The 23,857-nt window shown below is 73.5% G+C and carries 25 protein-coding genes; 14 read left to right on the top strand and 11 right to left on the bottom strand.

Annotated elements, in window-relative coordinates:
• Positions 1–13 precede the first annotated feature (13 nt).
• From ACIA8R_RS26860 to ACIA8R_RS26845, 4 genes are all read left to right on the top strand, one after another.
• Positions 14–568: a papain-like cysteine protease family protein gene (locus ACIA8R_RS26860; RefSeq protein ID WP_357710506.1), complete on the top strand. Its 555-nt coding sequence runs from the start codon at positions 14–16 to the stop codon at positions 566–568.
• A gap of 14 nt (positions 569–582) precedes the next feature.
• Complete coding sequence (locus tag ACIA8R_RS26855; protein WP_397041027.1) at positions 583–1,299, top strand: hypothetical protein; 717 nt, start codon at positions 583–585, stop codon at positions 1,297–1,299.
• A 144-nt stretch (positions 1,300–1,443) separates the two neighbouring features.
• Positions 1,444–4,089 (top strand): hypothetical protein, encoded by a 2,646-nt coding sequence (locus ACIA8R_RS26850; protein ID WP_397041026.1) that lies wholly within the window; start codon positions 1,444–1,446, stop codon positions 4,087–4,089.
• Positions 4,090–4,105: 16 nt separating this feature from the next.
• A complete protein-coding gene (locus ACIA8R_RS26845; RefSeq protein WP_357710500.1) occupies positions 4,106–4,984 on the top strand; it encodes a hypothetical protein in 879 nt (292 codons plus the stop codon).
• A gap of 27 nt (positions 4,985–5,011) precedes the next feature.
• Here the strand turns inward: ACIA8R_RS26845 and ACIA8R_RS26840 are convergent, their stop codons facing one another.
• The 3 genes from ACIA8R_RS26840 to ACIA8R_RS26830 form a co-directional block, all read right to left on the bottom strand.
• Positions 5,012–6,700, bottom strand: coding sequence for a serine/threonine-protein kinase (locus ACIA8R_RS26840; RefSeq protein WP_364092153.1), 1,689 nt, complete (start codon positions 6,698–6,700; stop codon positions 5,012–5,014).
• A 62-nt stretch (positions 6,701–6,762) separates the two neighbouring features.
• Complete coding sequence (locus tag ACIA8R_RS26835) at positions 6,763–7,191, bottom strand: carboxymuconolactone decarboxylase family protein (RefSeq protein WP_364092151.1); 429 nt, start codon at positions 7,189–7,191, stop codon at positions 6,763–6,765.
• A gap of 245 nt (positions 7,192–7,436) precedes the next feature.
• Positions 7,437–7,967: a GNAT family N-acetyltransferase gene (locus ACIA8R_RS26830; RefSeq protein ID WP_397041024.1), complete on the bottom strand. Its 531-nt coding sequence runs from the start codon at positions 7,965–7,967 to the stop codon at positions 7,437–7,439.
• 360 nt (positions 7,968–8,327) lie between these two features.
• Here ACIA8R_RS26830 and ACIA8R_RS26825 point away from each other — a divergent pair, with 360 nt between their 5' ends.
• The 7 genes from ACIA8R_RS26825 (at position 8,328) to ACIA8R_RS26795 (ending at position 14,382) form a co-directional block, all read left to right on the top strand.
• Positions 8,328–8,753: a hypothetical protein gene (locus ACIA8R_RS26825; RefSeq protein WP_397041023.1), complete on the top strand. Its 426-nt coding sequence runs from the start codon at positions 8,328–8,330 to the stop codon at positions 8,751–8,753.
• 410 nt (positions 8,754–9,163) lie between these two features.
• Positions 9,164–9,514 carry a hypothetical protein gene (locus ACIA8R_RS26820; protein WP_357710488.1) on the top strand — a complete coding sequence of 117 codons (351 nt, stop codon included), beginning with the start codon at positions 9,164–9,166 and terminating at the stop codon, positions 9,512–9,514.
• 226 nt (positions 9,515–9,740) lie between these two features.
• The gene (locus ACIA8R_RS26815; RefSeq protein ID WP_357710486.1) at positions 9,741–10,547 is read left to right on the top strand and encodes a rod shape-determining protein; all 807 of its coding nucleotides are present in this window, start codon (positions 9,741–9,743) and stop codon (positions 10,545–10,547) included.
• A gap of 32 nt (positions 10,548–10,579) precedes the next feature.
• Positions 10,580–10,906 carry a TraR/DksA C4-type zinc finger protein gene (locus ACIA8R_RS26810; RefSeq protein WP_357710482.1) on the top strand — a complete coding sequence of 109 codons (327 nt, stop codon included), beginning with the start codon at positions 10,580–10,582 and terminating at the stop codon, positions 10,904–10,906.
• 95 nt (positions 10,907–11,001) lie between these two features.
• A complete protein-coding gene (locus ACIA8R_RS26805) occupies positions 11,002–11,565 on the top strand; it encodes a TetR/AcrR family transcriptional regulator (protein ID WP_397041022.1) in 564 nt (187 codons plus the stop codon).
• Between the two features lie 56 nt (positions 11,566–11,621).
• The gene (locus ACIA8R_RS26800; protein WP_397041020.1) at positions 11,622–13,526 is read left to right on the top strand and encodes an alpha/beta fold hydrolase; all 1,905 of its coding nucleotides are present in this window, start codon (positions 11,622–11,624) and stop codon (positions 13,524–13,526) included.
• A 7-nt stretch (positions 13,527–13,533) separates the two neighbouring features.
• The gene (locus ACIA8R_RS26795) at positions 13,534–14,382 is read left to right on the top strand and encodes a phosphotransferase (RefSeq protein WP_397041019.1); all 849 of its coding nucleotides are present in this window, start codon (positions 13,534–13,536) and stop codon (positions 14,380–14,382) included.
• A 35-nt stretch (positions 14,383–14,417) separates the two neighbouring features.
• Here the strand turns inward: ACIA8R_RS26795 and ACIA8R_RS26790 are convergent, their stop codons facing one another.
• The 6 genes from ACIA8R_RS26790 to ACIA8R_RS26765 form a co-directional block, all read right to left on the bottom strand.
• The gene (locus tag ACIA8R_RS26790; RefSeq protein ID WP_397041017.1) at positions 14,418–16,166 is read right to left on the bottom strand and encodes a SpoIIE family protein phosphatase; all 1,749 of its coding nucleotides are present in this window, start codon (positions 16,164–16,166) and stop codon (positions 14,418–14,420) included.
• 62 nt (positions 16,167–16,228) lie between these two features.
• Entirely contained in the window at positions 16,229–16,684 is a 456-nt protein-coding gene (locus tag ACIA8R_RS26785; protein WP_397041016.1) for an ATP-binding protein, read from the bottom strand.
• Positions 16,685–16,771: 87 nt separating this feature from the next.
• Complete coding sequence (gene crcB, locus ACIA8R_RS26780) at positions 16,772–17,128, bottom strand: fluoride efflux transporter CrcB (RefSeq protein ID WP_357710517.1); 357 nt, start codon at positions 17,126–17,128, stop codon at positions 16,772–16,774.
• A gap of 5 nt (positions 17,129–17,133) precedes the next feature.
• Positions 17,134–17,742, bottom strand: a complete 609-nt coding sequence (locus tag ACIA8R_RS26775) for a fluoride efflux transporter FluC (protein ID WP_397041014.1) — start codon at positions 17,740–17,742, stop codon at positions 17,134–17,136.
• Positions 17,743–17,936: 194 nt separating this feature from the next.
• On the bottom strand, positions 17,937–18,515 hold the full coding sequence (locus ACIA8R_RS26770; RefSeq protein ID WP_397041013.1) for a TetR/AcrR family transcriptional regulator: 579 nt from the start codon (positions 18,513–18,515) through the stop codon (positions 17,937–17,939).
• Positions 18,512–18,925, bottom strand: coding sequence for a hypothetical protein (locus ACIA8R_RS26765; RefSeq protein ID WP_397041011.1), 414 nt, complete (start codon positions 18,923–18,925; stop codon positions 18,512–18,514). The genes ACIA8R_RS26770 and ACIA8R_RS26765 overlap by 4 nt, the downstream gene beginning before the upstream one ends.
• Before the next feature lie 133 nt (positions 18,926–19,058).
• Between ACIA8R_RS26765 and ACIA8R_RS26760 the strand changes: the two genes are divergently transcribed.
• From ACIA8R_RS26760 to ACIA8R_RS26750, 3 genes are all read left to right on the top strand, one after another.
• A complete protein-coding gene (locus ACIA8R_RS26760) occupies positions 19,059–20,045 on the top strand; it encodes an aldo/keto reductase (protein WP_357710461.1) in 987 nt (328 codons plus the stop codon).
• A 101-nt stretch (positions 20,046–20,146) separates the two neighbouring features.
• A complete protein-coding gene (locus tag ACIA8R_RS26755) occupies positions 20,147–20,878 on the top strand; it encodes a 3-keto-5-aminohexanoate cleavage protein (protein ID WP_397041010.1) in 732 nt (243 codons plus the stop codon).
• A gap of 124 nt (positions 20,879–21,002) precedes the next feature.
• Complete coding sequence (locus tag ACIA8R_RS26750; protein WP_397041008.1) at positions 21,003–22,091, top strand: serine hydrolase domain-containing protein; 1,089 nt, start codon at positions 21,003–21,005, stop codon at positions 22,089–22,091.
• Positions 22,092–22,132: 41 nt separating this feature from the next.
• Here the strand turns inward: ACIA8R_RS26750 and ACIA8R_RS26745 are convergent, their stop codons facing one another.
• Both ACIA8R_RS26745 and ACIA8R_RS26740 read right to left on the bottom strand, forming a co-directional pair.
• Positions 22,133–23,257 carry a CU044_5270 family protein gene (locus tag ACIA8R_RS26745; RefSeq protein WP_397041006.1) on the bottom strand — a complete coding sequence of 375 codons (1,125 nt, stop codon included), beginning with the start codon at positions 23,255–23,257 and terminating at the stop codon, positions 22,133–22,135.
• Positions 23,250–23,834 (bottom strand): RNA polymerase sigma factor, encoded by a 585-nt coding sequence (locus ACIA8R_RS26740; protein ID WP_397041005.1) that lies wholly within the window; start codon positions 23,832–23,834, stop codon positions 23,250–23,252. The genes ACIA8R_RS26745 and ACIA8R_RS26740 overlap by 8 nt, the downstream gene beginning before the upstream one ends.
• Between the last annotated feature and the right edge of the window lie 23 nt (positions 23,835–23,857).

Below are 23,857 nucleotides of genomic sequence, written 5' to 3'. Positions count from 1 at the left end.
AGAAGGAGCGCCTATGTTCCGCCTGGCCGTGGCCCTCGCCCTAGCGGCGGCCACCTGGATCGCGAGCAGCCCCCCGGCCGACGCCGCGACCTGGTACAAGCTGAACTTCACCCAGCAGTCGCAGCAGTACTCCAACTGGTGCTGGGCCGCGACGGGCAACTCCGTCGCCGCCTACTACGGGTACTCCTACAGCCAGAACCAGTTCTGCAACCTGGCCTTCAACCGCGGCGTCAACACGAGCTGCCCCAACAACCAGGCGACCCTCGGCAACGACCAGACGGCCTTCCGCCAGATCGGCATCAGCCCCGGCGTGTACGTCTACGACTACCTCACCTACGCCGCCATCGTCAGGGAGATCGACGCCCAACGCCCGATCATGGCCCGCATCCAGTGGACCAGCGGCGGCGGCCACATGGAGGTCATCTACGGCTACGACCAGAGCTCGTCGTACGTGTACTGGAGCAACCCGTGGCCGTCCAGCACCCGCTACAACTGGTCCACCTACAGCTACTACGTCTCGAACTCCTCGTTCTTCTGGACCCACTCGCTCGACTACATCGGCGCGTGAGGGAGGCCATCGACATGAAGCTCATCGCAGCGGTCGCGGCCCTGACCGCCCTGTTCCTGTGGGTCCCGAGCCCCGCGCTGGCCGACCCCGGCGCCCCCACCCAGGCCGACATCGACGCCGCCAGGACCGCCGCCGCGGGCGCCGGCGACACGGTCGGCCGCTTCTTCGCCGGGCAGGGCAGGCAGACCAGCCTCGCCCCCGTGCCGGCGCGGATCGACGGTCCCACGGTCGCCGTCAACGACCTCAACCCGGACTTCGTCGCCGGACGGTCGGCGGAGATCGCCCGCTTCGCCTTCCTCGCCACCGGGGCGACCGCGCCGGACGGGCAGACCGCCTCCGTCTGGACGACCCGCGACCGCCGGGGCACGTGGGTGGTCAGCAACATCGCCAGCGGCGGCGACGAGCAGACGTACGCGGGCCAGACCGGCACCGTGTTCCGCGAGCCGCAGCTCAACGCCTGGTACGCCCTGCGCGACGGCACGGTCGTGCCGCTCAACGCCGAAGCGGCGCAGTCGATCGGCCGGGCCGGCGTCCCCGTGGCCGACTACCGGCGGCTGGCGCAACAGCGCTACGCCGCCAAACTCCCCGGCAGCGCCTATGCCAGGGACGGCTACGCGGGCGGCTACGGCGTCCCCGGCCCGGGGGGCACCCCCCTGCCCTGGGCCGTGGGCGCCGTGGTCCTGCTCGGCGCGGCGATCACCGTTCGCCTGCTGAGAACCCGCCGCACCTGACAAGATCCGGTGCACGGCCCGCGCCTCCACGGCCATCTCGGCGGAGGCGCGGGCCTCCCTTCTGAGTAGCCCTTACTCATGCCGTCCACCGGCACGCGCCCCCACCATGGCGGCACAGCTGCTCATCCACGAGGGGGGACGACCATGGCAGACATCCTCAGCGCGGCGGCCGCGGGGCCACCGGCTCCACCGTCCGCGCCGGTGCTGGACAACTCTGCGCGGGAGGTGCTGAAAGGCACGCTCGTTCCGCTGCGGGTGCCCACGGCGCACGACGATCCGGGCGGCGGCATCGTCAAGCTCGGGGCGGTCCGGCAGCTCGCGCTGGCCCCCGGCGACACCGACGAGGTCCGCGACCGCCTCCGCGCCGGCCACGCCGCCGAAGGCGTGTCCGGCGAGGCGCTGGACCTGCTCAGGCGCTTCGAGGAGCAGCCCGCCGCGGCACTGCGCCCGGACCCCGCCGCGCTGTCGCGGGTGCCGGCCGCCGAACTGGCGCTGTTCGCCGGGACGCTCGTCGAGCTGCGCGCCGAACGCCTGCGCGAGGCGGAGCGCGCGGGCGCCGGGGACGCCGGCCGGGCCGCGCAGGCGCTCAACACCGCCGCGGTGGCCCTGCGCGGCCTGACGGTCAACACCGCCGCACCGCCCATCGGCCTGCTCAACCTCGAACGCATCGAGATGGTCCCGGTCGGCATCCAGCGCGGCGAGCTCGTCTCGACCATCCCGCTCGCGCCCGGCGAGGAGACCGCGGTCACGCACAAGGAGTGGTCGGTCACCTCGAAGGAGTTCACCACCATCGTCACCGACTCGCTGGAGGCGGTCAGCGAGACGGGCGTGACCGACAACACCGACCTGGCGCAGTCGACGTCGTCGCAGAGCCAGCACTCCAACCAGTTCAACATCACCGGCACGGTCCAGGGCGGCATCCCGATCATCTCCGGTTCGAGCACCACCGGGTTCACCGCGCAGGGCTCGGAGTCGGCCTCGGCCGCCGAGAGCGTCAAGCACGCCCGCGCCACCACGCAGAAGGCGTCCTCGCGCTCCCGCCGCGAGCACAAGGTGACCATCTCCACGACCACCGTGACGGGGTCGGAGGAGACCTCGACCCGGATGCTGAAGAACACGGGCAACGACCCGGTCCGGATCGACTACTTCAGCCTGATGCGCAAGTGGCGGGTCCGGCTCTACCGGTACGGGCTGCGCCTGACGTACGACATCGCGGTCCCCGAGCCGGGGGCGTCGATGCGGCGGGCGTACGCGGAGCTCGAACTGCTCCGCTCGCGGCAGGGGCCCTTCGAGTTCCCGGTCAGGCACGCCGACATCACCACGGACCTGGTCGACCAGGACGGGCATCCGTCGCCGACCGGCGTCCCGAAGTACCAGTGGCTGGCCGACCGGTACGGCGTCACCGTCCGGCCGCACCCCGAGGAGCCGACGCCGCTGACCGTCAGCTCGCACGTCAACACCGACGGGAACTGGTGGTTCCTGGACCTGGAGTTCGACGTGCCCGGCGGCACGCACATCCGGGAGATCATGCTGGACGCCCAGGTCGGCAAGGACGACTCCGACGACAAGATGAACTTCGACGTCATCGGCGCCCGTTCGGAGCCGACGTGGCGCAACCTGTCGGACGCGCTCGTCATCCGCGACCACCGGATCATGTCCTTCGACGGCGCCACGCCGTACATGCGCGGCTTCACCGGCCGTCACAAGATCACCTTCTTCTTCCACCACTCCGAGCGGGTGTTCGTCGGGCTCGGCGTGCGGCTCGACCTCACGGACGAGGCCGTCGAGCAGTGGCGCACCGACGTCTGGAACACGCTCTACAACGCGGCCCAGACCAGGTACTTCGCCGAGCAGGAGGACATCGCCGCGCGCATCGCCGCCGTCGAGGACGGCCTGGCGAACGTCGACACCCTGACGCTGCGGCGCGAGGAGAGCGACGAGATCATGAAGTGCGTCCTGCGGTTCGTCCTCGGGAGCGACTTCGACTTCATGCCGGCCGACGTCCTGGCCGCCTTCCTCGCCGCGCACGTGGACCTCCAGCACGGCATCGGCTTCGACGGGCCGAGCCTCGGCCTCAGCTCCGAGCAGTGGACGCTGCTGCGGCGGCACGAGGACCTGGTGCGCTTCATCAACCAGGCGATCGAGTGGGAGAACGTGGTGACGTTCCTCTACTCCTACTTCTGGGACGTCCCGCCGAGCTGGCCGTTCATCCGGCAGTTGCGGCACCCGGACCCGACCAGGCAGGCGTTCCTGCGGGCCGGCAGCGCGCGGATCGTCCTCACCGTGCGCAAGGGCTGGGAGGAGGAGTGGATGCGCTTCGCCGAGGGAGGCGCGGTCGGCGCGCCGGTCCCGGCGCCGTACCTGACGATCGCGCAGGAGATCGCGGCCTACGACGACCGCAACTATCCCGGCATCCCGCCCGCCAACCCCGAACGCGCCGCCGCCCGGCTCCAGGACGCCGCCTTCACCACGTCGTCCTCGGACCTCGCGCCGAGCCCGAACCCGGTGAACATCAAGGTCGGCAACAGCTCGGCGTTCGTCGTCGGGCTGCCCGTCGTGCTGGACGTGGAGGACGACCGCCGCATCCAGGAGGCGCAGGTCGTCGTCGCGATCCCGGACGCCACGCACATCGTGGTCGAACGCCTGAGCTTCGCCCACCGCGGCACGCAGTCCCCCGTGCCGATCCTGCAACCTGGCGAGAAGGGGGCGCTCATCGCCGAGTGGCACGAGTACACGCCGTCGTCCGGCACCGACATCGCGCTCACGTCCAACCTCGCGACGATCTCGTAGGGCGGCGGGCGGCCCGATGACGTACTTCTGCTTCCAGAGGAGCCAGGACGACCGGGTCTCCCGGATCTCCCTCACCGTCGGCGAGGAGAGCCGGCCGATGATGTGGAAGGGCGAGAAACCCGACGACAACGTGCACGCCGTGCTCTTCCACCACGATCCCGGGCTCGTGTTCCTGGAGGAGACCCGGGCGTCCTACTCGCCGCAGGGCTCGTACCGGGTGTTCGCGCTGACCGGCAGGACGCCCGGCTCGGGCCGGTTCGAGGCCGTCGACGTGCCGCGGACGGGCGCCCTGAGGACGCTCGGCCAGTTCGACCTCGACGTCCGCGACCCTGCCGACGACCAGGCCGACCTCGTCTACACCGGCAGGTTCCTGTACTGGCGCAGGTCCATGCCCGCCTCGCTCCGGGGTTCGGGCACCCTGCTGTACGCCGCCACCTCGGGCCTGGTGGGACACCAGATCGGCAGCATGCAGAACAGCAAGGACCACGGCCCGCTGCCCGAGGGGCTGTACACGTTCCTCACCCACGTCGATCCCCGCCAGAACTCCGTCGAGGCGGCGAACCAGCGCGGCGACAAGGCCGTCTCCAATCCCGGGGAGGGCATCCAGTTCCTTCCCGTGGGCGGCAACGGCCCGGTCTTCCCCGACTGGGGCACCTTCCGCGTCCGGCTCACCCCGATCCAGGGGAACATGTACGGGCGTGGCGGCTTCTACCTGCACAACTCACACAAGGGGTACAGCCACGGTTGCGTCGAGGTCGGTGTGAACGCCGACGGCCTCGACTTCTTCTCCGGCCTGCTGGCCTACGCCGGCAGCCAGCCGCGCAAGGCCAAGCTGGTGCTGCGCGTCAAGTACTCCTATCCCGAGCAGGGCACCCTGGGCAGAACCCTCCGCTGACGCGCCCGGGGGTCCCTGGGCTCACCGTCACCAGTAGCAGCGGGCGCGGGCGGCGGAGACCGTCACCTCGTGGGTGTCGCCGGCCTTGACGGGCTGGTTGCCGACCAGGACGGTGAGCCGGCCCGGCGCGGGGACCTTCCAGGTGCCGAGCGGGGCCCAGCGGCCGCGATGGGCACGCTGGTCCACGGTCACCGGCGGGCCGAGGTGCGGTGGGTCGGTTTCGTCACCGTCCAGGTAGTAGAAGGCGAGGCCGGTCGAGCGGGGGTCGTCGGGGATGTGCACGTCGATGGTGCAGCGCGCGCCGCCGCGGGTGTCGAAGTACCAGTTGACGCCCTGGTTGAAGTGGGCCGGCTCGCTCCCGACGCGCAGCGCCAGCGCCGCGCCCGCGCAGCCGTCGCGCTTCCAGCCGCCGGTGACGGGACGCCAGGCTGGGTCGGCGTAGAACCATTCCGCCACGCACCGGGGGCCGTGCACGGCCCGCCATCGGACGGGACCGGAAGGGGTGGGGCCGGGCGGCGGCTGGGTGACCACGACGGTCCCGGGATCACCTGCCACCGTGGCCCCGACCTCCACCGAACCGCCCGTCGTGGACGCGGGCGCGGGGCTCGTCGCGGAGGCGGGCGTCCGGCCCGTCGTGGACGCGGGCGCGGTCGTGGGGATCGTCGGGGAGGCCGGGTTCGGGCCGGGCGTGGAGACGGTCGGGGTCGGGGCGGGCGTGGGGGTGGCGAGGTGGGGGAACAGGACGGCGGCCGTCGCGCCGAGGGCCACCAGGACCGCTCCCGCCGCCAGTGCCCGCCCCGGCCAGGACGCCCTGCCCGGCCGGGCCGTCGACCCGGTGGGTTCGCCCTCGGCGGGGCCGGTCTCGCCGACGAGCGCCTGGTACTCCTCGTCCGAGCCCCACGACAGCGGGTCCACGGCGTTGCCGGCCAGCGCCGCCACGCGCTCGGACGTGAGCCGCTCCGCCGGGTCCCGCGCCGCGCACGAGCGGATCAGCTCGGCGAGCGCGGGCTCGACGCCGTCCACGTCGATGTCGGTGTTCAGGCTGCTGTACAGCACCGCCATCGGCTCGCCGCGGCCGAACGGCGGACGGCCGGTGGCGGCGTAGGCGACCGTGCCGGCCAGTGCGAAGACGTCCGCCGCCGCCGTGACCGGCTCCTGCCGCACGGCCTCGGGAGCGATGTAGCCGGGCGTGCCGACGATCTCCCCCGACGTCGTGATCGTGCTCTGGCCGGGGGCCCGCGCGATGCCGAAGTCGATCAGCCGCGGCCCCTCGGGCGACAGGACGACGTTGTGCGGCTTGAGGTCGCGATGCTGGACGCCGTGCCCGTGCACATCGGCCAGGGCGGCGGCCAGCCCGGCGAGCAGCCGCCGGCACAGCCCCGCCGACAGCGGCCCCCGCTCCGACACCGCCCGCAACAACGTCGGCCCCCGCACGTACTCCGTCGCCAGCCAGTACGGCGGGGCCGTCACCCGGGCGTCCACCAGCGGCGCCACGTACGGGCTGCGCAGGCCCCGCAGGGTCGCCGCCTCACGGCGGAACCGTTCCATGGCCTCGGCGTCGGCGGGGTCGTGCCGGATGACCTTGATGGCCATCAGGCCCCGGCGGCGGCTCCTGGCCAGGTACACGACGCCCATGCCGCCCGCGCCGAGGCGCCCGAGCAGCCGGTGGCCGCCGATCTCGGGTGGGTCCGTCGCCTGTAACGCCTGCACGCTCATCCCAGCCGATCATGACAGACCGGGCGCGCGGGAGGCAGCCCCCAGCAGGGGCGGGCGGGCGGTCAGGCCGGGCCGGCGTCGCCCACGGGGAGCAGGCCGCGTTCGGCGAAGACCTTCTTGGCCGCGAACGTGGCGTTCAACGCCCGAGGCATGCCGCAGTAGACGGCCGCGTGCAACAGGGACTCGGTGATCTCGGCAGGGGTCAACCCGACGTTCAGCGCGGCGTTGACGTGCACGTCGAGCTGGGGTTCGCAGCCGCCGAGCGCGGTGAGCACGCCCAGGGTCACCAGCTGACGGTCGCGGGGGGCCAGGCCGGGACGGTCGTAGATCTCGCCGAAGGCCCAGGCGACCACCTGGTGGGCCATTTCGGGCGAGACGTCGGCAAGGGCGTCGACGACCCGCTGCCCGGCCTCGCCGTCGATCTCCCGCAACACCTTCAGGCCGTGCTCGTACCGCTGCTCCCGCTGGGGTCCTTCGTCAAAGTTCGTCATGTGACGGAACGCTAGGCGTTAGAGCGCGCTCAAACGCAAACCGGACCTCCAGCGAGGGCGGCGAAGGCATCCGGAGGCGTCCGGGGGCATCCGGGAGGCATCCGGAGGGCGTCCAGCCGGATTGCCTCGCCATTTGTTGGCGATTCTCCCGCCCTCTCGACGCAGCAATGTCCGACTTATTCAGTACTCGCGCAGTTTTGCTCCAGATATCAGCACTAGTACAGAGATTCGGCGAAACATCGTGCTTACTCGGGCTTGACGAACACCACAATTCCCCCGTTCTCGCCGACCCGCCGCCACTCCAGGCGCTCATACAGACGAATGGCGTCCGGCGCGTGCACGGAGGTCAACAACCAGCTCCGGCGTCCGCCGCACAGAAGGTCCAGAATGCGGCCCGCCAGGCCCCGGCCACGGGCGCGCGGAGCGACCGCCAGCTCGTCCACCTGCAGCGCGCCGGCCAGGAGCCGGGACACCCCGTCCGGCCCGAGCGCCGCGAGCACCTTGCCGTAGCTACGGGTCTGCGGCAGCGGGGACGCCGTCGGCCAGGCCGTGCCGAACCCGCACGGTCCCGCGTCCCCGACGGCCAAGACGGCGCGGAAACCGGGCAGCGCCGCGTCGGCGGCGAACCGGACGCCGAAGTCGGCGACCTCGGCCTCCCCCTCGTTCCACGGCGGCCCGGTGAACACCTCCCGGTAGAGGTCGATCAGCTCCGCCCGGCGCGCGAGCGCCTGGTCGCCGGTCAGCAGTTCCAGCCGCACGTCCGTACGATTCGCCACACTCCACCTCACTGTCTACCTACGGTACGACAGTGACGATAGCGGATCTCGAACGAAACCGGCACCCCCGCGCCCACCGCACCGGCGACCCGGAGCGCATGCTCCCGGCAGCGCCGCATTTTCGGGATGACAGCGCTAGGAATTGATCCAGTCTCAGTAAAGCGACACCACCGCTGGTTGTCGCAATAAACCCGGACAAGTCGGCTGTAAGGGCCTGGTAAATCTGGTCAAGCTTTAGGAGCTCATGCCTGTCTTGTCAGAACTCCGAACTCAATGCGCGGGTAAGACTGCTCATGCCGGAGACCGACGGCAGTCGAGAAGTCCCGCGGCGGTTCTGGAAACTTCTGAACGGAAAGCGCGATGAAATCAATGATGAACAAGCCGGCGGCCGTGCTCGCCACGAGCGCGTTGCTGCTGCTGGGTGGCGGCCAGGTGCCGGCACAGGCCAGCACGGCCGGCACGGCGTCGTATCAGAGCCCGTCCGATGAGAAGCCGGTCCTGAGGGGCGGCTGCGGCTGGCGCCACTGCGGTCCCCGCTGGTGGGGTCCGCGCTGGGGCGGCTGGTGGGGCGGCGGCCATGACCACGACGACGACCACGGCCGCCACCACCGCGTGGGCCCCCGTGGTCCTCAGGGCCCCCGCGGCCCGGAGGGCCGTCCCGGCCGCCCGGCCATCCACAAGCCGGACCGCCACGACCACGACACCGACACCGACGACCGTGGCCCCGACACCCACCAGGAAGACGACGACTGGGGCGAGTGGGGCGAGAACTTCGACGGCTTCTAAATAGCAGCCCTCGGCGAGGTTCCCGCTGAGACAGCAGCACGCTGAACGGCGGGGTTCCCGGCGACGTGGCGCGTGCCGGCCATCCGGACCAAGACCGGCTCCCGGTCCGGCGACCGGCCACGCCCGCCATGTCCCGGCGAACCCCGCCCTCCAGCGCGCCACCCCTCCCCCGCCTTCCCTCGGCCCCCGCCATCCCTCGGCCCCCGCCATCCCTCGGCCCCGCCATCCATCCTTCGCGAGTCCTCCCCGGTGCCCTTCGCACCAGCCCCGCGAGCCCCTCCAGACGCTCCCGCCCCCCCGCACCGCCTCGCCCCCGGCAGGCCACGCCGTACCGCCGAACGGGAAATCGGACGGTAATGCCTTTTCCCATCGCCTGGGCTATGGTCGGCCTTATGAAGGGACCGTGCAGAGTGCCACGAGGCCCCATCGCGCTGTGCTGCGTGGTGGGCCTGGTCCTGCTGTCCCTGCTGGTCGCCGGCCCCTCCTACGCCGACGGCCAGGCAACCGCGCACCCCCTGTCCGCCGGTCACGAGTGGACCCCGGACAAGGGCGGCGACCGGATGCCGAGCCTGCCGCCGCAGGTGTCCAGCGGCCGTGAGCACCTCACGCTGACGCTCTGGCCGCCGCCGCGCGGCGGGCGGCACCTCCAGGCAGCCCATCTCGCGCTGCTCCCGGCGCCCGGCCCCGACGCGGCCGCGATCCGCGACCCGCAGCAGGTCGGTCACCGCACGGCGGGCTCGCGCAGCCCGCCGTTGATCTAGCTCCCTCCCTCTTCACGAGTCGCCGCCTCCCGGCCCGCCCAGCGCGCCGCGGGGCCGGTCGTCGCGCCCGGCCGTCGCACGGCCGGGTCCGCGCGTCGTCCGGCCGTCCGCGGGTTCCCGCGCGGCCGGAGAGCGCCGTCGTGGCGTCCCCGCCTGCGGGATGCGCCTTTTCTCTCGTCTTTCGCGTACGAGTTCTCCGCGTCAGAGCAAGGAGCCGATCATCGTCATGTCCGACGCCGGATCAGTCCACGAACACTCACCGCGAACCTCCGCGGTCCACCGCGCCCACGTGGTGCTCGACCTGGGCACCTCGCGCACCCGTTCGCTGTCCCTGGACGGGTTCGCCATCGCCGACCGTCCTACGGCGGTGGTCGTCCCGTCGCCGGAGAGCGCGGCCGGGGTACCGGTCCGTCCGGTGCGCCGGGGCATGGTGGTCGACCCGGGGGCCTGCCTGCGGCTCGTGCACCTCGTGCTGCAGGACGCCTGGCTCTCCGGCGGCCGGCCGCTGGAGCACGTGATGACCGCGGTGCCCAGGGCCGCGACGGGCAGCGACCGCCAGGCGGTGCGCGCGGCCGTCGCCGAGGCGGCCGGCTGCCAGGTGACGCTGGTCGAGGCGCCGCTGGCGGCCGCCGCCGGCGCCGGTCTGGACGTCGCCGGGCCGGCACCGTACCTGCTGCTGGACGTGGGGGCGGGCATCGTCGAGGCCGTAGTCGTCGTCGGCGGCGCGGTCAGCGACGCGGCGGCGCTCCAGCTCAGCGCCACGACCAGCAAGGGCCTGCTGCCGGACGCGCTGGACGGCGTCGTGGAGATGACCGCCGGCCTGCTGCGCCGCCAGCCCGCCCACCTGCGGCCGGCCGTCCGCGAGAACGGCCTGACCGTCACCGGCGGGGGCGCGCTGCAGACGCGGTTGCTGGACCGCCTGCACACCGCCCTTCGCATCCGGATCAACGCCGCGCCCGAGCCGCAGCACGCGACCGTCCGCGGCCTGCTGCGCCTGTGCCTGCGCCCCGCGGCGCCCGTGACCGCCCTCTGAAACCCCCGCATCCGCGCGGAAAGGAAACCACAATGACCGACCACCTCAGCACCGTGCAGCTCCAGTCCCTGCGCCAGGACCTCGACGAGCAGCTGGAACGACGCAGCCGCCACCTGCTCGGCCTGCAGGCCGAGGCCCAGGACGGCAGCGGCGCGGACGGCACCTGGCAGGAGCTGCTGGCCTCCCTCGCCACCGCCGACCGGGCCATCGCCGAGCTCACCCAGGCCCTCGACCGGCTGACCGCCGGCTCGTACGGCCGATGCTCGCACTGTGAGTCGGGCATCCCGTTCGAGCGCCTCAAGATCCGCCCGCTGGCCCGGTTCTGCATCAACTGCCAGCGCCGGAACGAAGCCGCCTGACCCCTGGACCGGCCGCCCCCGCGGCATGGGGCGGCCGGTCCACCGCGAGCGGCCCGCGTGGACAGGAATATGCAGACCGGTCTAGTGTGTGCCGCATGGCGGTCAAAGGAGACGAGACGCGGGCGCGCATCATCGCGGCGGCCCGCACACTGGTGGAGGCCCAGGGCTGCCACGGCACCGGGCTCAACGAGGTGCTCGCGATGGCCGGCGCCCCTCGCGGCTCGCTCTACCACCACTTCCCCGGCGGCAAGGACCAACTGGTGGGCGAGGCGCTCACCGCCGCCGGACGCGAGGTCGACACCATGATCGACGAGCTGGCCGGCACGCTCCCGCGCGCCCGCGACCTCGTGCCGGCCCTCCTCGACGCGCTGGCCGACAGGATGGTGGCGGGCGGGTACGCCAAGGGCTGCCCGGTGGCGACGGTGGCCCTGGAGGTCGCCTCGTCGAACGAGCACCTGCGGCGGATCTGCGCCGGCGTCTACGAGGGCTGGCAGCGCAGACTGGCCGACGCCCTGCGCACCGAGGGGCACGAGTCGGCCGACGACCTGGCGGCGACCGTGCTCGCGGTGATCGAGGGCTCGCTGGTGCTGGCCCGCGCGGGCCGCTCCCGCCTGCCCGTCGAACGCGCCCGCCGCCAGGTCGTCAGGCTGCTGGCGTGAGCGGGCGGTTTTCCGTGCCCAGAGAATATGCAGATCGGTCTAGAGAGGGAAGTGTCATGGAAGACGCCGTGGTGTTCGGCGCGACCGGTTTCATCGGCAGATGGACGGTCCTGCACCTGCTGGAACAGGGCCGTACGGTGACGGCCGTCGTCCGCCGCGCGGACGACGGGCTGCACGCGTGGCTGGGCGAGCACGGCGTGCCCGCCACCCGGCTCACGGTCGTCGAGGGCGATCTCACGGTCCCCGGCCTGGGACTGGACGCGGCCGTCGAAGGCCCGGCGAGCGTGCGGGACGTGTTCAACGCCGCCGGCGTCTACCGCTTCGGCATGGAACGCGAGGAGGCCAGGGCGGTCAACGTCGAAGGCGCCCTCAACGTGCTGCGCTGGGCCGCCGCCCGCCCCGGGCTGCGCCGGTTGGTGCACGTGTCGGGGTACCGCGTCGGGCTGGACCCGCGTCCCCGCCATCCGCTCCCGGAGGCCGAACTGGCGGCCCTGTACCGGGACAAGGGGGCGTACGAGGGGTCCAAGGCCGAGGGGGACGCCGCCGTGCGGGTCGCCGCTGCCCGGCTGGGCGTGCCGCTGACCGTGGTGAACCCGAGCAGCGTCATCGGCCATTCGCTCATCGGCGAGGCCGGCCAGTACCTCGGCCTGGCGGGGCTCGTCCGCGACCTGTGGACGGGCCGGCTGCCCGCGCTGCCCGGCGGCGCCCGGACGTTCGTGCCCGTGGTGACGGTGGACGAGTTCGCCCGGTTCATGGCCGCCGTGCCCGAGCACGACCCCGAACCCGGCGGACTGCACTGGGTGCTCGATCCCGCAACGCCCGAACTGCCCGACCTGATCCGGTTGCTCGCGGACCATCTCGGCGTCCGCGCGCCGCGGGTGCGCGTGCCGGTGGCCCTGATCCGCCGCCTGCCGTCCGCGCTGACCGGCGCCGACCCGGAGACGCTGGGCTTCCTGACCGAGGACCGGTACGACACGGGCTCGGCCGACCGAGTCGCCGCGTCCGCGGGCCTGCGGCGGCCTCCGGTGGCGGACGCGCTGCGCCGCTGGGCCGACCGGCTGGTCGCGGACCGGTTCGGCGCCGCCCCGGCCGTGCGTCCCGGCGGTTTCCACGACGTCGCCGGGTCACGCACCTACCTCGCGGGCGACCGCACGTCGCCGCGCCTGGTCCTGCTGCACGGACTGCCCCTGGACGGCGACTCCTGGCACAACCTGCTCGACGAACTGGACGCCGACTCCCGGCACCGCGTGCTCGACGAACCGGACGGCGACCCCCGGCACGACGTGCTCGACGAACCGGACGGCACCCCCGCCTCACGGCGCTTCGGGGCGCTCGTCGCGGATCTGCCCGGGTTGGGGCGTTCGTCTCCCGCGGCGGCCACGTCGCCGGAATGGCTGGCCGAGTTGCTGGGGCCGGTGCGCACCCGTCCCGTGATCGTCGCGCACTCGGCCGCCGCCGCGCCGGCGCTCCGGTACGCCGCCGCCCAGCCGGACCGGGTCGCGGCCCTGGTCCTGGTGTCCCCCTTCTTCCTCCAGCGCCGGCCGTCCGCGCTCACCCGGCTCCTCGCCGGCCCCCTGCTCGGGAGGGCGGGCGCCGACCGGCTCGCGGCCACCCTCCTGGGCGCTGCGCCGCCGCCGGAGAGCGCGCGGCGGGCGGTCGCGAGCGCCGCGGCCGGGCTCCGCCGTCCCGGGGCGGCCCGGCGCACCGCCAGCGCGCTGCGGGCCGCGCACTCCCCCGCCGAACGCGCCGCCCTCCGTACGCTGCTCGGCGGCCCCGTCCCCGTGCACCTCGTGGTCGGCGAGCTGGACCCGCTGACCGGCGACCCCGGCCCCGTTCCCGTCACCGTCGTCGCGGGGGCCGGGCACCACCCGCACCTCACCCACCCGGCCGCCGTCGCGGAGATCGTCCGGCGGGTCCTCCTCGGCCATGAGATCATGACCGGCCCACTCCCCAGCCCTTGAGGAAGCCATGAGCTCCGTCACCTACGTCGAGCCCGACGACGCCCAGCCCGAGATCCCGCTCGCCGGCGGCGACGTCACCGAAGGCGTCGTACGCGTCGGCGACACCGTACGCCGCCCGGTCGGCCCCAACGCCCCGCTGGTCCACGCGCTGCTGGAACACCTGGAGGAGGCGAAGTTCGCGGGCGCCCCGCGCTTCCTCGGCGTCGACGCCGCCGGGCGCGAGGTGCTGACCTTCGTGCCCGGAGAGGTCGCCGGACGCCCGAGGCCCGAATGGCTGGCCGACGAGGAACGGCTGGCCTCCGTGGGCCGGCTGATCCGCGCCTACCACGAGGCGGTGGTGGGGTTCGTGCCGCCCGAAGGCGTACGGGCCGACTTCGGGTTCACCGAGCCGCCGGGCATGCCGCCCGCGCCACCGTACCCGCCGGAGCTGGTCGGGCATCTGGACTACACGCCGGACAACATCGTGTTCCGCGACGGCGTCGCGGCCGGGCTGATCGACTTCGACATCGCCAGGCCGGCCACCCGGGTGGAGGAGCTGATGAGCGCGATGATGTACTGGGCGCCGCTGGGCGACCCGGCCGACGCCGACCCGCCCCTGCGCGACCTGGACGTGCCGCGCCGCTGCCGTCTGCTCGCCGACGCGTACGGGATGTCCGGCGTGGACCGGTCGCGCCTGGTCGAGGTGGCCGTGATGCGTACCCGGCGGTCGTGGTTCTCGATGCGGCAGATCGCCGAGGAGCAGGGCGGCGGCTGGGCCCGGATGTGGGAGGAGGGCGTCGGCGACCTGATCAAGCGGCGTGAGGCGTGGCTGGAGCTGCACGGCCCGGCGATCGAGGCCGCGCTGACCGCGCCCTGACCGGCGTGCCGGCCCTCCCCTGAGGGCGGGCCGCGCTACTTCCCCGGAGGCGGCAGGCGCAGGGCGAGCAGCGCGATGTCGTCGGTGCGCGGCGACGGCGCGAGCGCGAGCACCTCCTCGCAGAAGTCCTGGAGCGGGCGTCCGGCCAGCGTCGCGGCGTGGCGGCGCAGCCGGGCCAGGCTGGTGTCCAGGTTGACGCCGGGCACCTCGACCAGCCCGTCGGTGTAGAGCAGCAGCGTGCTGCCCGGCGGCAGCGGCACCAGGGCGTCGTGGCGGGTCACGTCGTCGAGATGCACGCCCAGCAACAACGACTGGCCCTCCTCCAGGTAGCGGGCCTGCCCGTGCGCGGTGACCAGCAGCGGCGGCAGGTGGCCGGCGCTGGTCCAGCGCAACATCCGCGCGCCCGGCTCGCCCTCCGGCTGCGGAGGCTCGATCCGGGCCAGGATCGCCGAGGCCGTGGGGGCGTCGCTGGCCACGGCCATGACCTTGTTGAGCCGGTCGAGGATGAGGCTGGGCGACTCCTTGTGGTCGCAGGCCAGGGCGCGCAGCATGTTGCGCAGCTGGGCCATCTGCCCGGCGGCCTCCAGGTCGTGGCCGGCGACGTCGCCGATGGCGATCGCGGTGACGCCGTCGGGGAGCACGAAGGCGTCGTACCAGTCGCCGCCCACCTGGGAGCCGGCCGGGGCCGCCAGGTAGCGGGCGGCGAGCTGCAGGTGATCGACCTGCGGCAGCGCGGTCAGCAGGTGGCGCTGCATGGTGTCGACGATGTCGCGTTGCTGGCCGAACAGGCAGGCGTTGTCGGCCGCCAGGGCCGCGGTGCGGGCGATGTCGGCCACCAGCTCCACGTCTGACTCCGTGTACGGCCGCGCCGGGTCCGTCCGCGCCACCGTCAGGGCCCCCAGCACGCGGCGCGGCGTACGCAGCGGCGCCACGATCGCCGACGAGCCGCCCAGCACGTTGAACAGGGCGTCGTGCGCGGCGGCCAGCGGCCCGTCCGGCGGGGCGGCGATCTGCTCGGGGCCGAGCAGCAGGGCCTGCTCCCCGCGCAGCACCCGGACCAGCGCCGACCGTGACGGGCCCTTCGGCAGGTACGGCAGCTCGGCGAACCAGGAGGGGTCGACCGGCGCCGCCCCGGCGGAGGCCATGGCCAGGCGGCGCAGCTCGCGCGGCCCGAGGAACAGGTCCACCGCCGCCCAGTCGGCCAGGCGCGGCACCAGCAGCCGGCCGAGCCGGGTCATCGCCTCGCGCACGTCCAGCGTCTGGGTGAGGACGGTGCTGATCTCGGTCAGCAGGCGGAACTGCTCGGTCAGCTTCTGGGCGCGGACGAGCTCTTCGGCCTGCCGGCCGGCCGCGTCGAGGCGTTCGACGACGTCGATGAAGACCACGACGGCCCCGGCGGGCTCGCCGTCGCGGTGGAGCGGCGAGGCCACCCAGGCCACCGGAAGCAGCCGGCCGCCGGCGGTGGCGAAGGTGGCGAACTCGCTGCGTACGGACCGGTCGTGCCGGCACACCGTCACCAGCTCGCAGCCGGAGCGGGGCGGGAGGCCGCCGTCGAGGCGGCGGTGCAGCTTCTGGTGCGCGTCGGCGCCGCGCAGCTCGTCGGCGGGGAAGCCCAGCAGGGCCACCGTCGCGGGGTTGACCCAGGTGATGCGGCCGTCGATGTCGGTGAGGTAGATGCCCATGCCCGTGCCGTCGAACGCCGCGCGCAGCAGCCACTCCTCCGGCTGCGCGCCGGAACCGGAGCCTTCCGGCCGGTGCCCGACGTCACCCCGATCAGCCATCATCACACTACGTTATCGGATGATTACTGACATGCCGACTTCGCGTACCCGGGATCGCGCAGGGCTCAGGACCAGGGCAAGGCGCCGCCGGCCATGGCGTCGCTGAGGCGGCGGTCGGCAGCACGCGGGGTTTCCGGAGGCACCAGCACGCGCAGCCGCAGCCGCGAGCCGGGGCCGGTCCGCTCCAGCGCGACCGAGTCGCACAACTGCCGGATCACCCACAGCCCGAAGCCGTGGGACGCGGTCGGGTCGACGCCGGCGGCGTCGAGGTGGTCGGGGGTCAGGCGGCCCGCGGTGTCCAGGATCTCCACGCAGACCCCGATCGGGTCACGGACGGCGGTGACCAGGCCGGCCGAGCCGCCATGGTCGAGGACGTTGGTGACGGCCTCGTTCACCGCGAGCACCAGGTCCTCCAGCCGCTCGCCGGACAACCCGCTGTGGTGGCCGTGGAGGCGCACCAGGTCGCGGATGAACGCCAGATCGGCGCTGATGGGACAGCGCAGCTCGAACTCCACACACATGATCGTCTCGTCTGTCGGACGTCGGGAAGGGATACGCCGGCTTCCGTGCAGCTTTCCCGTCGATCGATCGTCAAACGTGCCGGCCGCTCACAGGATGACGGCCTGGGCGAGGGCGATGCCGCACCAGGCCGCTCCGAGGCCGGCGGCGATGCTCGCCACGGCGTTGAGCGCGGCGTAGGTGCGGGCGCCGGTCTGCAGCAGCCGCAGCGTCTCGTAACCGAAGGTGGAGTACGTGGTCAGCGCCCCGCACAGGCCCGTGCCCAGGAGAGCCTGCGCGCCGCCGTCGGCGGGCAGCGCCAGCAGGAAGCCGAGCAGCGCCGACCCGGCCACGTTCACGGCGAAGGTGCCCCACGGGAACAGGCTGTCGTGCCGGGCCTGGACCGCGCGGTCGATCAGGTAGCGGGCGGGCGCGCCCACGGCGGCGCCGAGCACCACCAGCAACATCGTGGTCACTGACGCCTCCCGCCGTGCGGAGCGCGCGTGCCCTCGTCGCCGGGGGTGGCGAAGCGGCCGAACAGGCCGCGGCCGAGGGTCTGTCCCAGAAAGACCGCGACCAGCGCCGTGACGAGCGTGACCGCCAGGTAGGCGAGCGCCGTGCGCGGCGCGCCCGCGGCCAGGGCCCCTTGGGCGTCGGCGATGGAGGTGGAGAACGTGGTGAAACCGCCCAGCACCCCCACCCCCAGGAACGGCCGGGTCAGCGGGTGGACCTGCCAGATCTCGGTGATGGCCACCATCAGCAGCCCGATCAGCAGGCACCCGGAGACGTTGACGGCCAGCGTCGGCCAGGCGAAGCCGCCGGGCGGCACCGGGAAGGCGGTCAGGACGGCGTACCGGGCGAGCGCGCCGAGCACGCCGCCGGCCGCGATGACGGCCAGCGTGGCGATGGGGGCGCGGGCGAGCTCGCCGCGCTGGGCGGGCACATGCAGATCGACGTCGGGATCGACCGCGGCTCGCGGATCGACCCACGTGCCTTCGACGGCGGACGCGTCGCCGGCCTCCGCGCCCTCGGCGGCGTGCGCGCCGCCCGGGCCGGGCCTGGGGGGACGGGCTTGGGTCATGAGGCATCTCCTACCAGCACATGAGCGTGGCACATCTCTGGCAGGGACCGTTGGCGGCCGACACCGCGGTTACCCCCGTACGGGCGGGAGGCGGCGGGCCCCACCGCCGCGGCTCCCGGCGTGGGAAGCCGTGCCCATCATACTGACGCCCCCTCCCTGGAGCGGCCCACCATCCGGTGAGGGGCGTCCGCCCGTCAGCCGCCGAGCGACAGCCAGACGCGGTCGGGCAGGACGCGGGCCGCCTCGTCCAGGTCGATGTCCGGCGCGCCCGCCAGCCACCGCCGGCTCACCTCGGCCACCGGCCCGATCAGCAACATCTCCACCTGCGCCGCCGGCAGCCGCGCGACCGCCCCCTCCTCCATGCGCGCGCCGATCCAGGCGTTCAGCCTGGCCAGCCGGGACGCCTTGGCCTCGGCGATGCGCTCGGCGTACGGGCCGAGGTCCAGCGCGTACGGCGCCGCGTGGATGAAGCGGGCCCTGTCCGGGTGCCGCGCGGTGAACCCCAGGTAGGCCCGCACCACGCGGCGCACGCCGTCACGGGCGTCGGCGGCCTCCTTGGTGGCGGCGACCAGCGTGCCGAGCAGCTCGTCCATGCACCGGCTGTACAGCGCGGCGGCCAGCCCTTCGAGGCTGCCGAAGTGGTGGTAGACGCTGCCCATGCTGACGCCGCTGCGCGTGGTCACGGCCCGGAGGGTGAAGTCGGCGGGGTAGACCTCCAGGGCGGTGTCCAGGAGCCTGCGCACGGTCTCCTCGCTGCGCCGGTGCCGGGTCATCGCGCCGCGGCCAGCGCCTCGGCCTCGTCCCAGACGCGCCGGGCCAGGCCGGCGTCCAGCGCCGGGCCCTGCAAGGGAACCTGACGGTCCTGGTCGAAGTACCGGCCGGTGCCGGGCGCCCCGGCCAGGGAGACGACGTGCCGCGCGCCCTCCTCGGGCGCGGCCCAGGTGCGCTTGGCGGCCTTGAGCAGCAGGCCGAGCGGGCCGCGCCGATCCCCGAGCCCGGTGCGGACGACTCCTGGGGGCACGGCGTCGACGGTGATCCCGGCCGCCCGCCAGCGCTCGGCGACGCCGGCGTTGTGCACGAGCACGTCGATGCGCGGGCAGCGGTCCCGCAGCTCGCCGGCCAGCCGTTCGCAGACCGCGTAACCGATGCCCCGGCTGCCACCGGTCACCACCATGACGGACATGTCAGCGCATTTTTCTAGAGAAATGCTCTAAATTCAAGGAGCTCGCCGGTCCGGCTTGACCTGGAGTTCGCTCCAGGCCCCAGACTCCCGTTCCGGGGCCTCCACGCACAACGTGACGAATTGGGGAGACAGCATGAAGTACCGGACGATCGGCACGAACCCGGACACCCGCCGTGAGGTGAGCGTGCTCGCCCTCGGGGCGATGTTGTTCGGCTCGGTGACGGACGAGAAGACGTCGTTCGCCATCCTCGACCGCTATGCCGAGGCCGGGGGGACGTTCATCGACACGTCCGACAACTACGCCTTCTGGGTGGACGGCGGCCAGGGCGGGCAGAGCGAGGAGCTGCTCGGCCGCTGGCGGCGCGCCAACGGCGTCGGCGACGAGATCCTCATCGCCACCAAGCTGGGCGCGCGACCGCTCGCCCCCGGCACGAGCTACGTCGACAACGCCGAGGGACTGTCCGCCAGGACGATCAGGGAGTCGGCCGAGCGCAGCCGCGAACGCCTCGGCGTGGACCGCATCGACCTGCTGTACGCCCACATCGAGGACCGTTCGGTGGCGCTGTCCGAGACCGTCGAGGGCTTCGGCGCGCTGGTGGCCGAGGGCACGGTCGGTCTGCTCGGGGTGAGCAACCACCCGATCTGGCGGGTGGAACGGGCCCGCGCCCTGGCCGCCGCGGCGGGGGTCGCCGGGTACGAGGTCCTGCAGTACCAGCACAGCCTGCTGCGCCCGCGCTTCGACATGCCCGAGTCGATCTTCGAGGACGGCAGCCTCGGGCACGCCGGAGCCGAACTGCTGAGCTACCTGCGCGCCGAGCCCGGCCTGACCCTGGTGGCTTACTCGCCGCTGCTCGGCGGCGCCTACACCCGGCAGGACAAGCAGGTGCCGCCGGACTACGACCACCCCGGCACCCCGGCCCGCCTGTCCGTGCTGCGCGAGGTCGCGAAGGAGTGCGGGGCGAGCATGAACCAGGTGGTGCTGGCCTGGCAGATCGGCTCGGCGTTCCCGGTGATCCCGCTGGCCGGGGCGTCGTCGGTGGCCCAGTTGGAGGAGAACCTGGCCGCCGTGGACCTGGAGCTGACCGACGACCAGCGCGCCCGCCTCGACGCCGCCCACTGAGCCGCTGAGACACCCCCGCTGAGGACCCCGGCTGACGCCTCCGCCGAGAAGCGCCGAGACACCCGCGCCTGAGCTCGGACCGCCCGGGAAGGATGGGCCGCATGTTCATCAAAGCGTGTCTCAACGGAAGCCGGTCGGCGGGCGAGCATCCCCGGCTGCCCCTCACGCCCGCCGAGCTGGCCGCAGACGCCGTGGCCGTGCGGCTGGCGGGGGCGGGAGCGGTGCACGTCCATCCGCGTGACGCGACGGGACGGGAGTCGCTGGACGCCGCCGACGTCGGAGCGGCGACCACGGCCATCCGGGCGGCGGCCCCGGGGCTGCCCGTGGGCGTGTCCACCGGCCTGTGGATCGCGGGCGGGGACGCCTCCGCCCGCCTGGAGGCGGTGACGGCGTGGGCGGCGCTGCCCGCCGGAGCCCGTCCGGACTTCGCCTCGGTGAACCTGTCGGAGCCGGGGTTCGGCGAGCTGGCGCGGGTGCTGCTGGAGGCGGGGATCGGGGTCGAGGCCGGGGTGTGGACGCCGGCCGACGCCGCCACGCTGACCGCGTCGGGCCTGGCCGGGCGGATGACCCGCATCCTGGTCGAGGTGATCGACGCGCCGCATGAGGAGGCGGTCCCCCGGGCGACGGCCGTCCTCGACCGCCTGGGCGGGTCTCCCGCCCCCCGCCTCCTGCACGGCGAGGGGCCGGCGACCTGGCCGCTCGTGGCGGAGGCCGTACGGCTGGGCCTCGCCACCCGGATCGGCCTGGAGGACACCCTGCTGGACCCGGACGGCGGCCCGGCGGCGGACAACGCCGACCTCGTCCGCCGCGCCCTCTCCGCGCCCTCTCCATGAGCCTGCCGGTCCGGTAGCCGGTAGGGGCAGCCCCCGTATGAGGGTGGGTGGTGCCGTGACTGTGACAAAGCCTTCAATTCGCGAGAGTCGGGACATATCTTGATCCACCGCTAAAGGAGTCCCGATGCCTTCCTCCGCCTCCCGGCGCGCACTCGCCCTGCTCGTGATCGTCCCGATGGCGCTCGCGCCGGTGGCTCCGGCGTTCGCGGCCGACCGTGCGCCGTCGTTGCAGTCGCGACTGGACGCCCTCACCTCCTCCCCGGACGTGCCCGGCGCCGTGGCCTACGTCCGCCACCCGGACGGCAGGACCACGACGGTCGTCTCCGGCACCGCGCGGCGTGGCGCCGAGGAGCCCATGCCCGGCGCCGACGGCCGGTTCAGGATCGCCAGCGTGAGCAAGTCGATCATCGCCGCCACCGTGCTGAAGCTGGCCGACCAGGGCAAGGTGAACCTGGACGAACCGGTCGAGACGTACCTGCCCGGGGTGATCCGCGGCAAGGGCGTCGACGGGCGGGAGATCACCGTGAAGATGCTCCTCCAGCAGACCAGCGGCCTGGCGGACTTCACCCCCGCCGCCGACTGGTCGAAGGTCGGCAAGCAGGACCTGCTCAAGCTGGCGCTCACCCTCGAACCGACGCCCCGCGGCCGGTTCGCCTACTCCAACACCAACTACACGGTCCTCGGCCTGGTCGCCGAGGCGGTGACCGGGCGCGACTTCCGCCTGGTCAGCCGCGACCTGGTGCTGAAGCCGCTGGGCATGCGGGACACGTACTGGCCGGCCAAGGGCGAGACCGGCGTCCGCGGCCCGCACGCGCACACCTACGGCGTGAACCCGGTGCGCCCCAAGGACGGGATCGTCGACATCACCCGGCTGCCCGGCTACTACTTCGGCGCCAGCGGCGGGCTGGTCTCGACGCCGCGCGACCTCGACACGTTCTGGCGGGCGCAGTCCGTCAAGTCCGGTTCGTACGTCGCCGTCGGCCGGCCCGGCTGGCCCAAGGGCGCCCGCTACGGCTACGGCGTCGCGGAGATCCCGCTGAGCTGCGGCGGCAAGCTGTGGGGGCACGGCGGCGACCTCCCGGGCGTGTCCTCCTTCAGCGGCCGCGACCGCGCCGGCCGCACGGTCACCGTGTACGTCACCGGCTCCGCCGACGGCGGCAAGTCCCGCGACCTCCTGCTCGCCGCCTTCGACACCGCCCTCTGCACCCGCTGACCGGGCAGGCACCGCCCCCGCCCCTGTCGTGAGAGGCGGGGTCAGCGGTTCATGTCGCGGCGCAGCGCCGGGAGCCGAGGCTCCGCGTCGGTCCAGGCGGCCGTTCTGATCGCCTCGTACGAGCGGTCCTGGCCGATCGTCGACTCCAGCGCCAGCGGCCGGCCGGTGGCGGTGTCCACGACGAACCGGTACCGCTCACCCGGCCCGCCCGGCCGGCTGACCGCCTGTCCCATACGGCCGAGCGGGTCGGTGGCCTCGCTCTCCGCGCTCGCCCCCGGGAGCGCGGCCAACATCCGGTACGTCGCCGCCCGGACCTCCGGCGAGGTGGGGAAGTTCATGACGAGCCGCACGCCGGTCTCGAAGAGCTGGGCGTTCATGTCCACCCGCTCCTTGCCGTACCCCTTGGAGACGATGCGTTCCAGGGTGTGGCGCAGCCCGTCCGGGGTGGTCGGCAGGGCGTTCAGGGTGGCGGGGGTCATGGGCGTGCCCAGCAGGGTCAGCGTCTTGCCGCTGTCGTCACGTACGGCGTCGCGCTCGCCGGGGTCGGCCTGGAGCTTCACGGCGGGCGTCCCGCCGCTCAGGGTCCAGGTCCGGGGCGAGCCGGCGGCGCGCCAGGCCGTCTCGTCCTCGGGCGTGGCCGGGTGGGCACCGAGGTCCTGGCGGATCACCCAGGTGGGGCGGCCGGCCGCTTTGGGGAGCCAGAGCTCGACCGAGCGGCTGGTTTTGAGGGTGTAGTGGCCGCCGGGCGCGCGTTCGTACCGGCCGACGACGCCGTCGCGCATCCAGTACGCGCCGTCGCCCGTGGCGGGGGTGACCGAGTGGGCGGCGGCCAGCAGGATCTCACCGGCCGAGAGCCGGGCGGGCACCGCGGACGCCGAGGGCGCCGGCGGCGTCGAGGGTGCGGTGAGGAAGGTCGCGGCCACGGTGACGGCGGCCGCCCCGGCCAGGGTCGCCCCCACGAGCGGCCAGCGCCGCCGGCGCCCCCGGCTCCTCCCGCCGTCCGGCAGCGCCCGCGGTGCCGGACGCCGCATCCCCCCGCGGGTGCCGGCGGACGCCGGTGTCGCCTGGGCGTAGGCGTCGGCGAGGCGGGCGCGGCCGTCGGCCAGCACCTCAGGGGTGGGGGGCGGCGCCGTGTAAAGGTCGCGGATCAGGATCAGGTCATCCATGGGACTCTCCAAGCAAGGGGTTCGCGCCGCCCAGGGCGGCTCGCAGCTTCCGTCTGATGCGGTTCAGCCGGGAACCGACTGTTCCTGAGGGGATGTCGAGGGCCTGACCGATCTCCTGGTAGCTCAGGTCGGCCAGGGCGAGGAGCAGCAGGACGTCGCGGTCGGCGTCCGGCATCGCGCGCAGCGCCGCCACCAGGTCGTCCTTGACGCCCGCCGCCGCCAGCCGTCCGGCGACCAGGTCCTCGTGCCCGTCCTCGGCCTGTTCGCCGGTGAGTATCCCTTCCGGCGCCTGCTGCATGACCTGCAACCGGCGCAGTTCGCTCCTGCGGTGCTGGGCGACGACGTTGGTCGCGATCCCGTACAGCCAGCCGCGGACCACGCCGCGGCCGGAGTCGAAGCCGGCCCGGCCGTGGAAGGCGGCCAGGAAGATCTCCGCGGTGAGGTCGTCGGCGGCCTGGGTGCCGAGGCGACCGGCGACGTACCGGTGGATCTCGGGGAAGTAGCGGTCGTAGAGCACCCCGAACCTCTCGGGGAGGCGCAGGGACTCGCCGATCACCTGCTCGTCCTCGACGGTCATGGTTTGTGTCACACCCCTACTTG

Source organism: Nonomuraea sp. NPDC051191, from assembly GCF_044455665.1.
GTDB lineage: Bacteria > Actinomycetota > Actinomycetes > Streptosporangiales > Streptosporangiaceae > Nonomuraea.
Note: the sequence above shows the minus strand (reverse complement) of the source record. Positions and strands in the feature narration are given on the sequence as shown.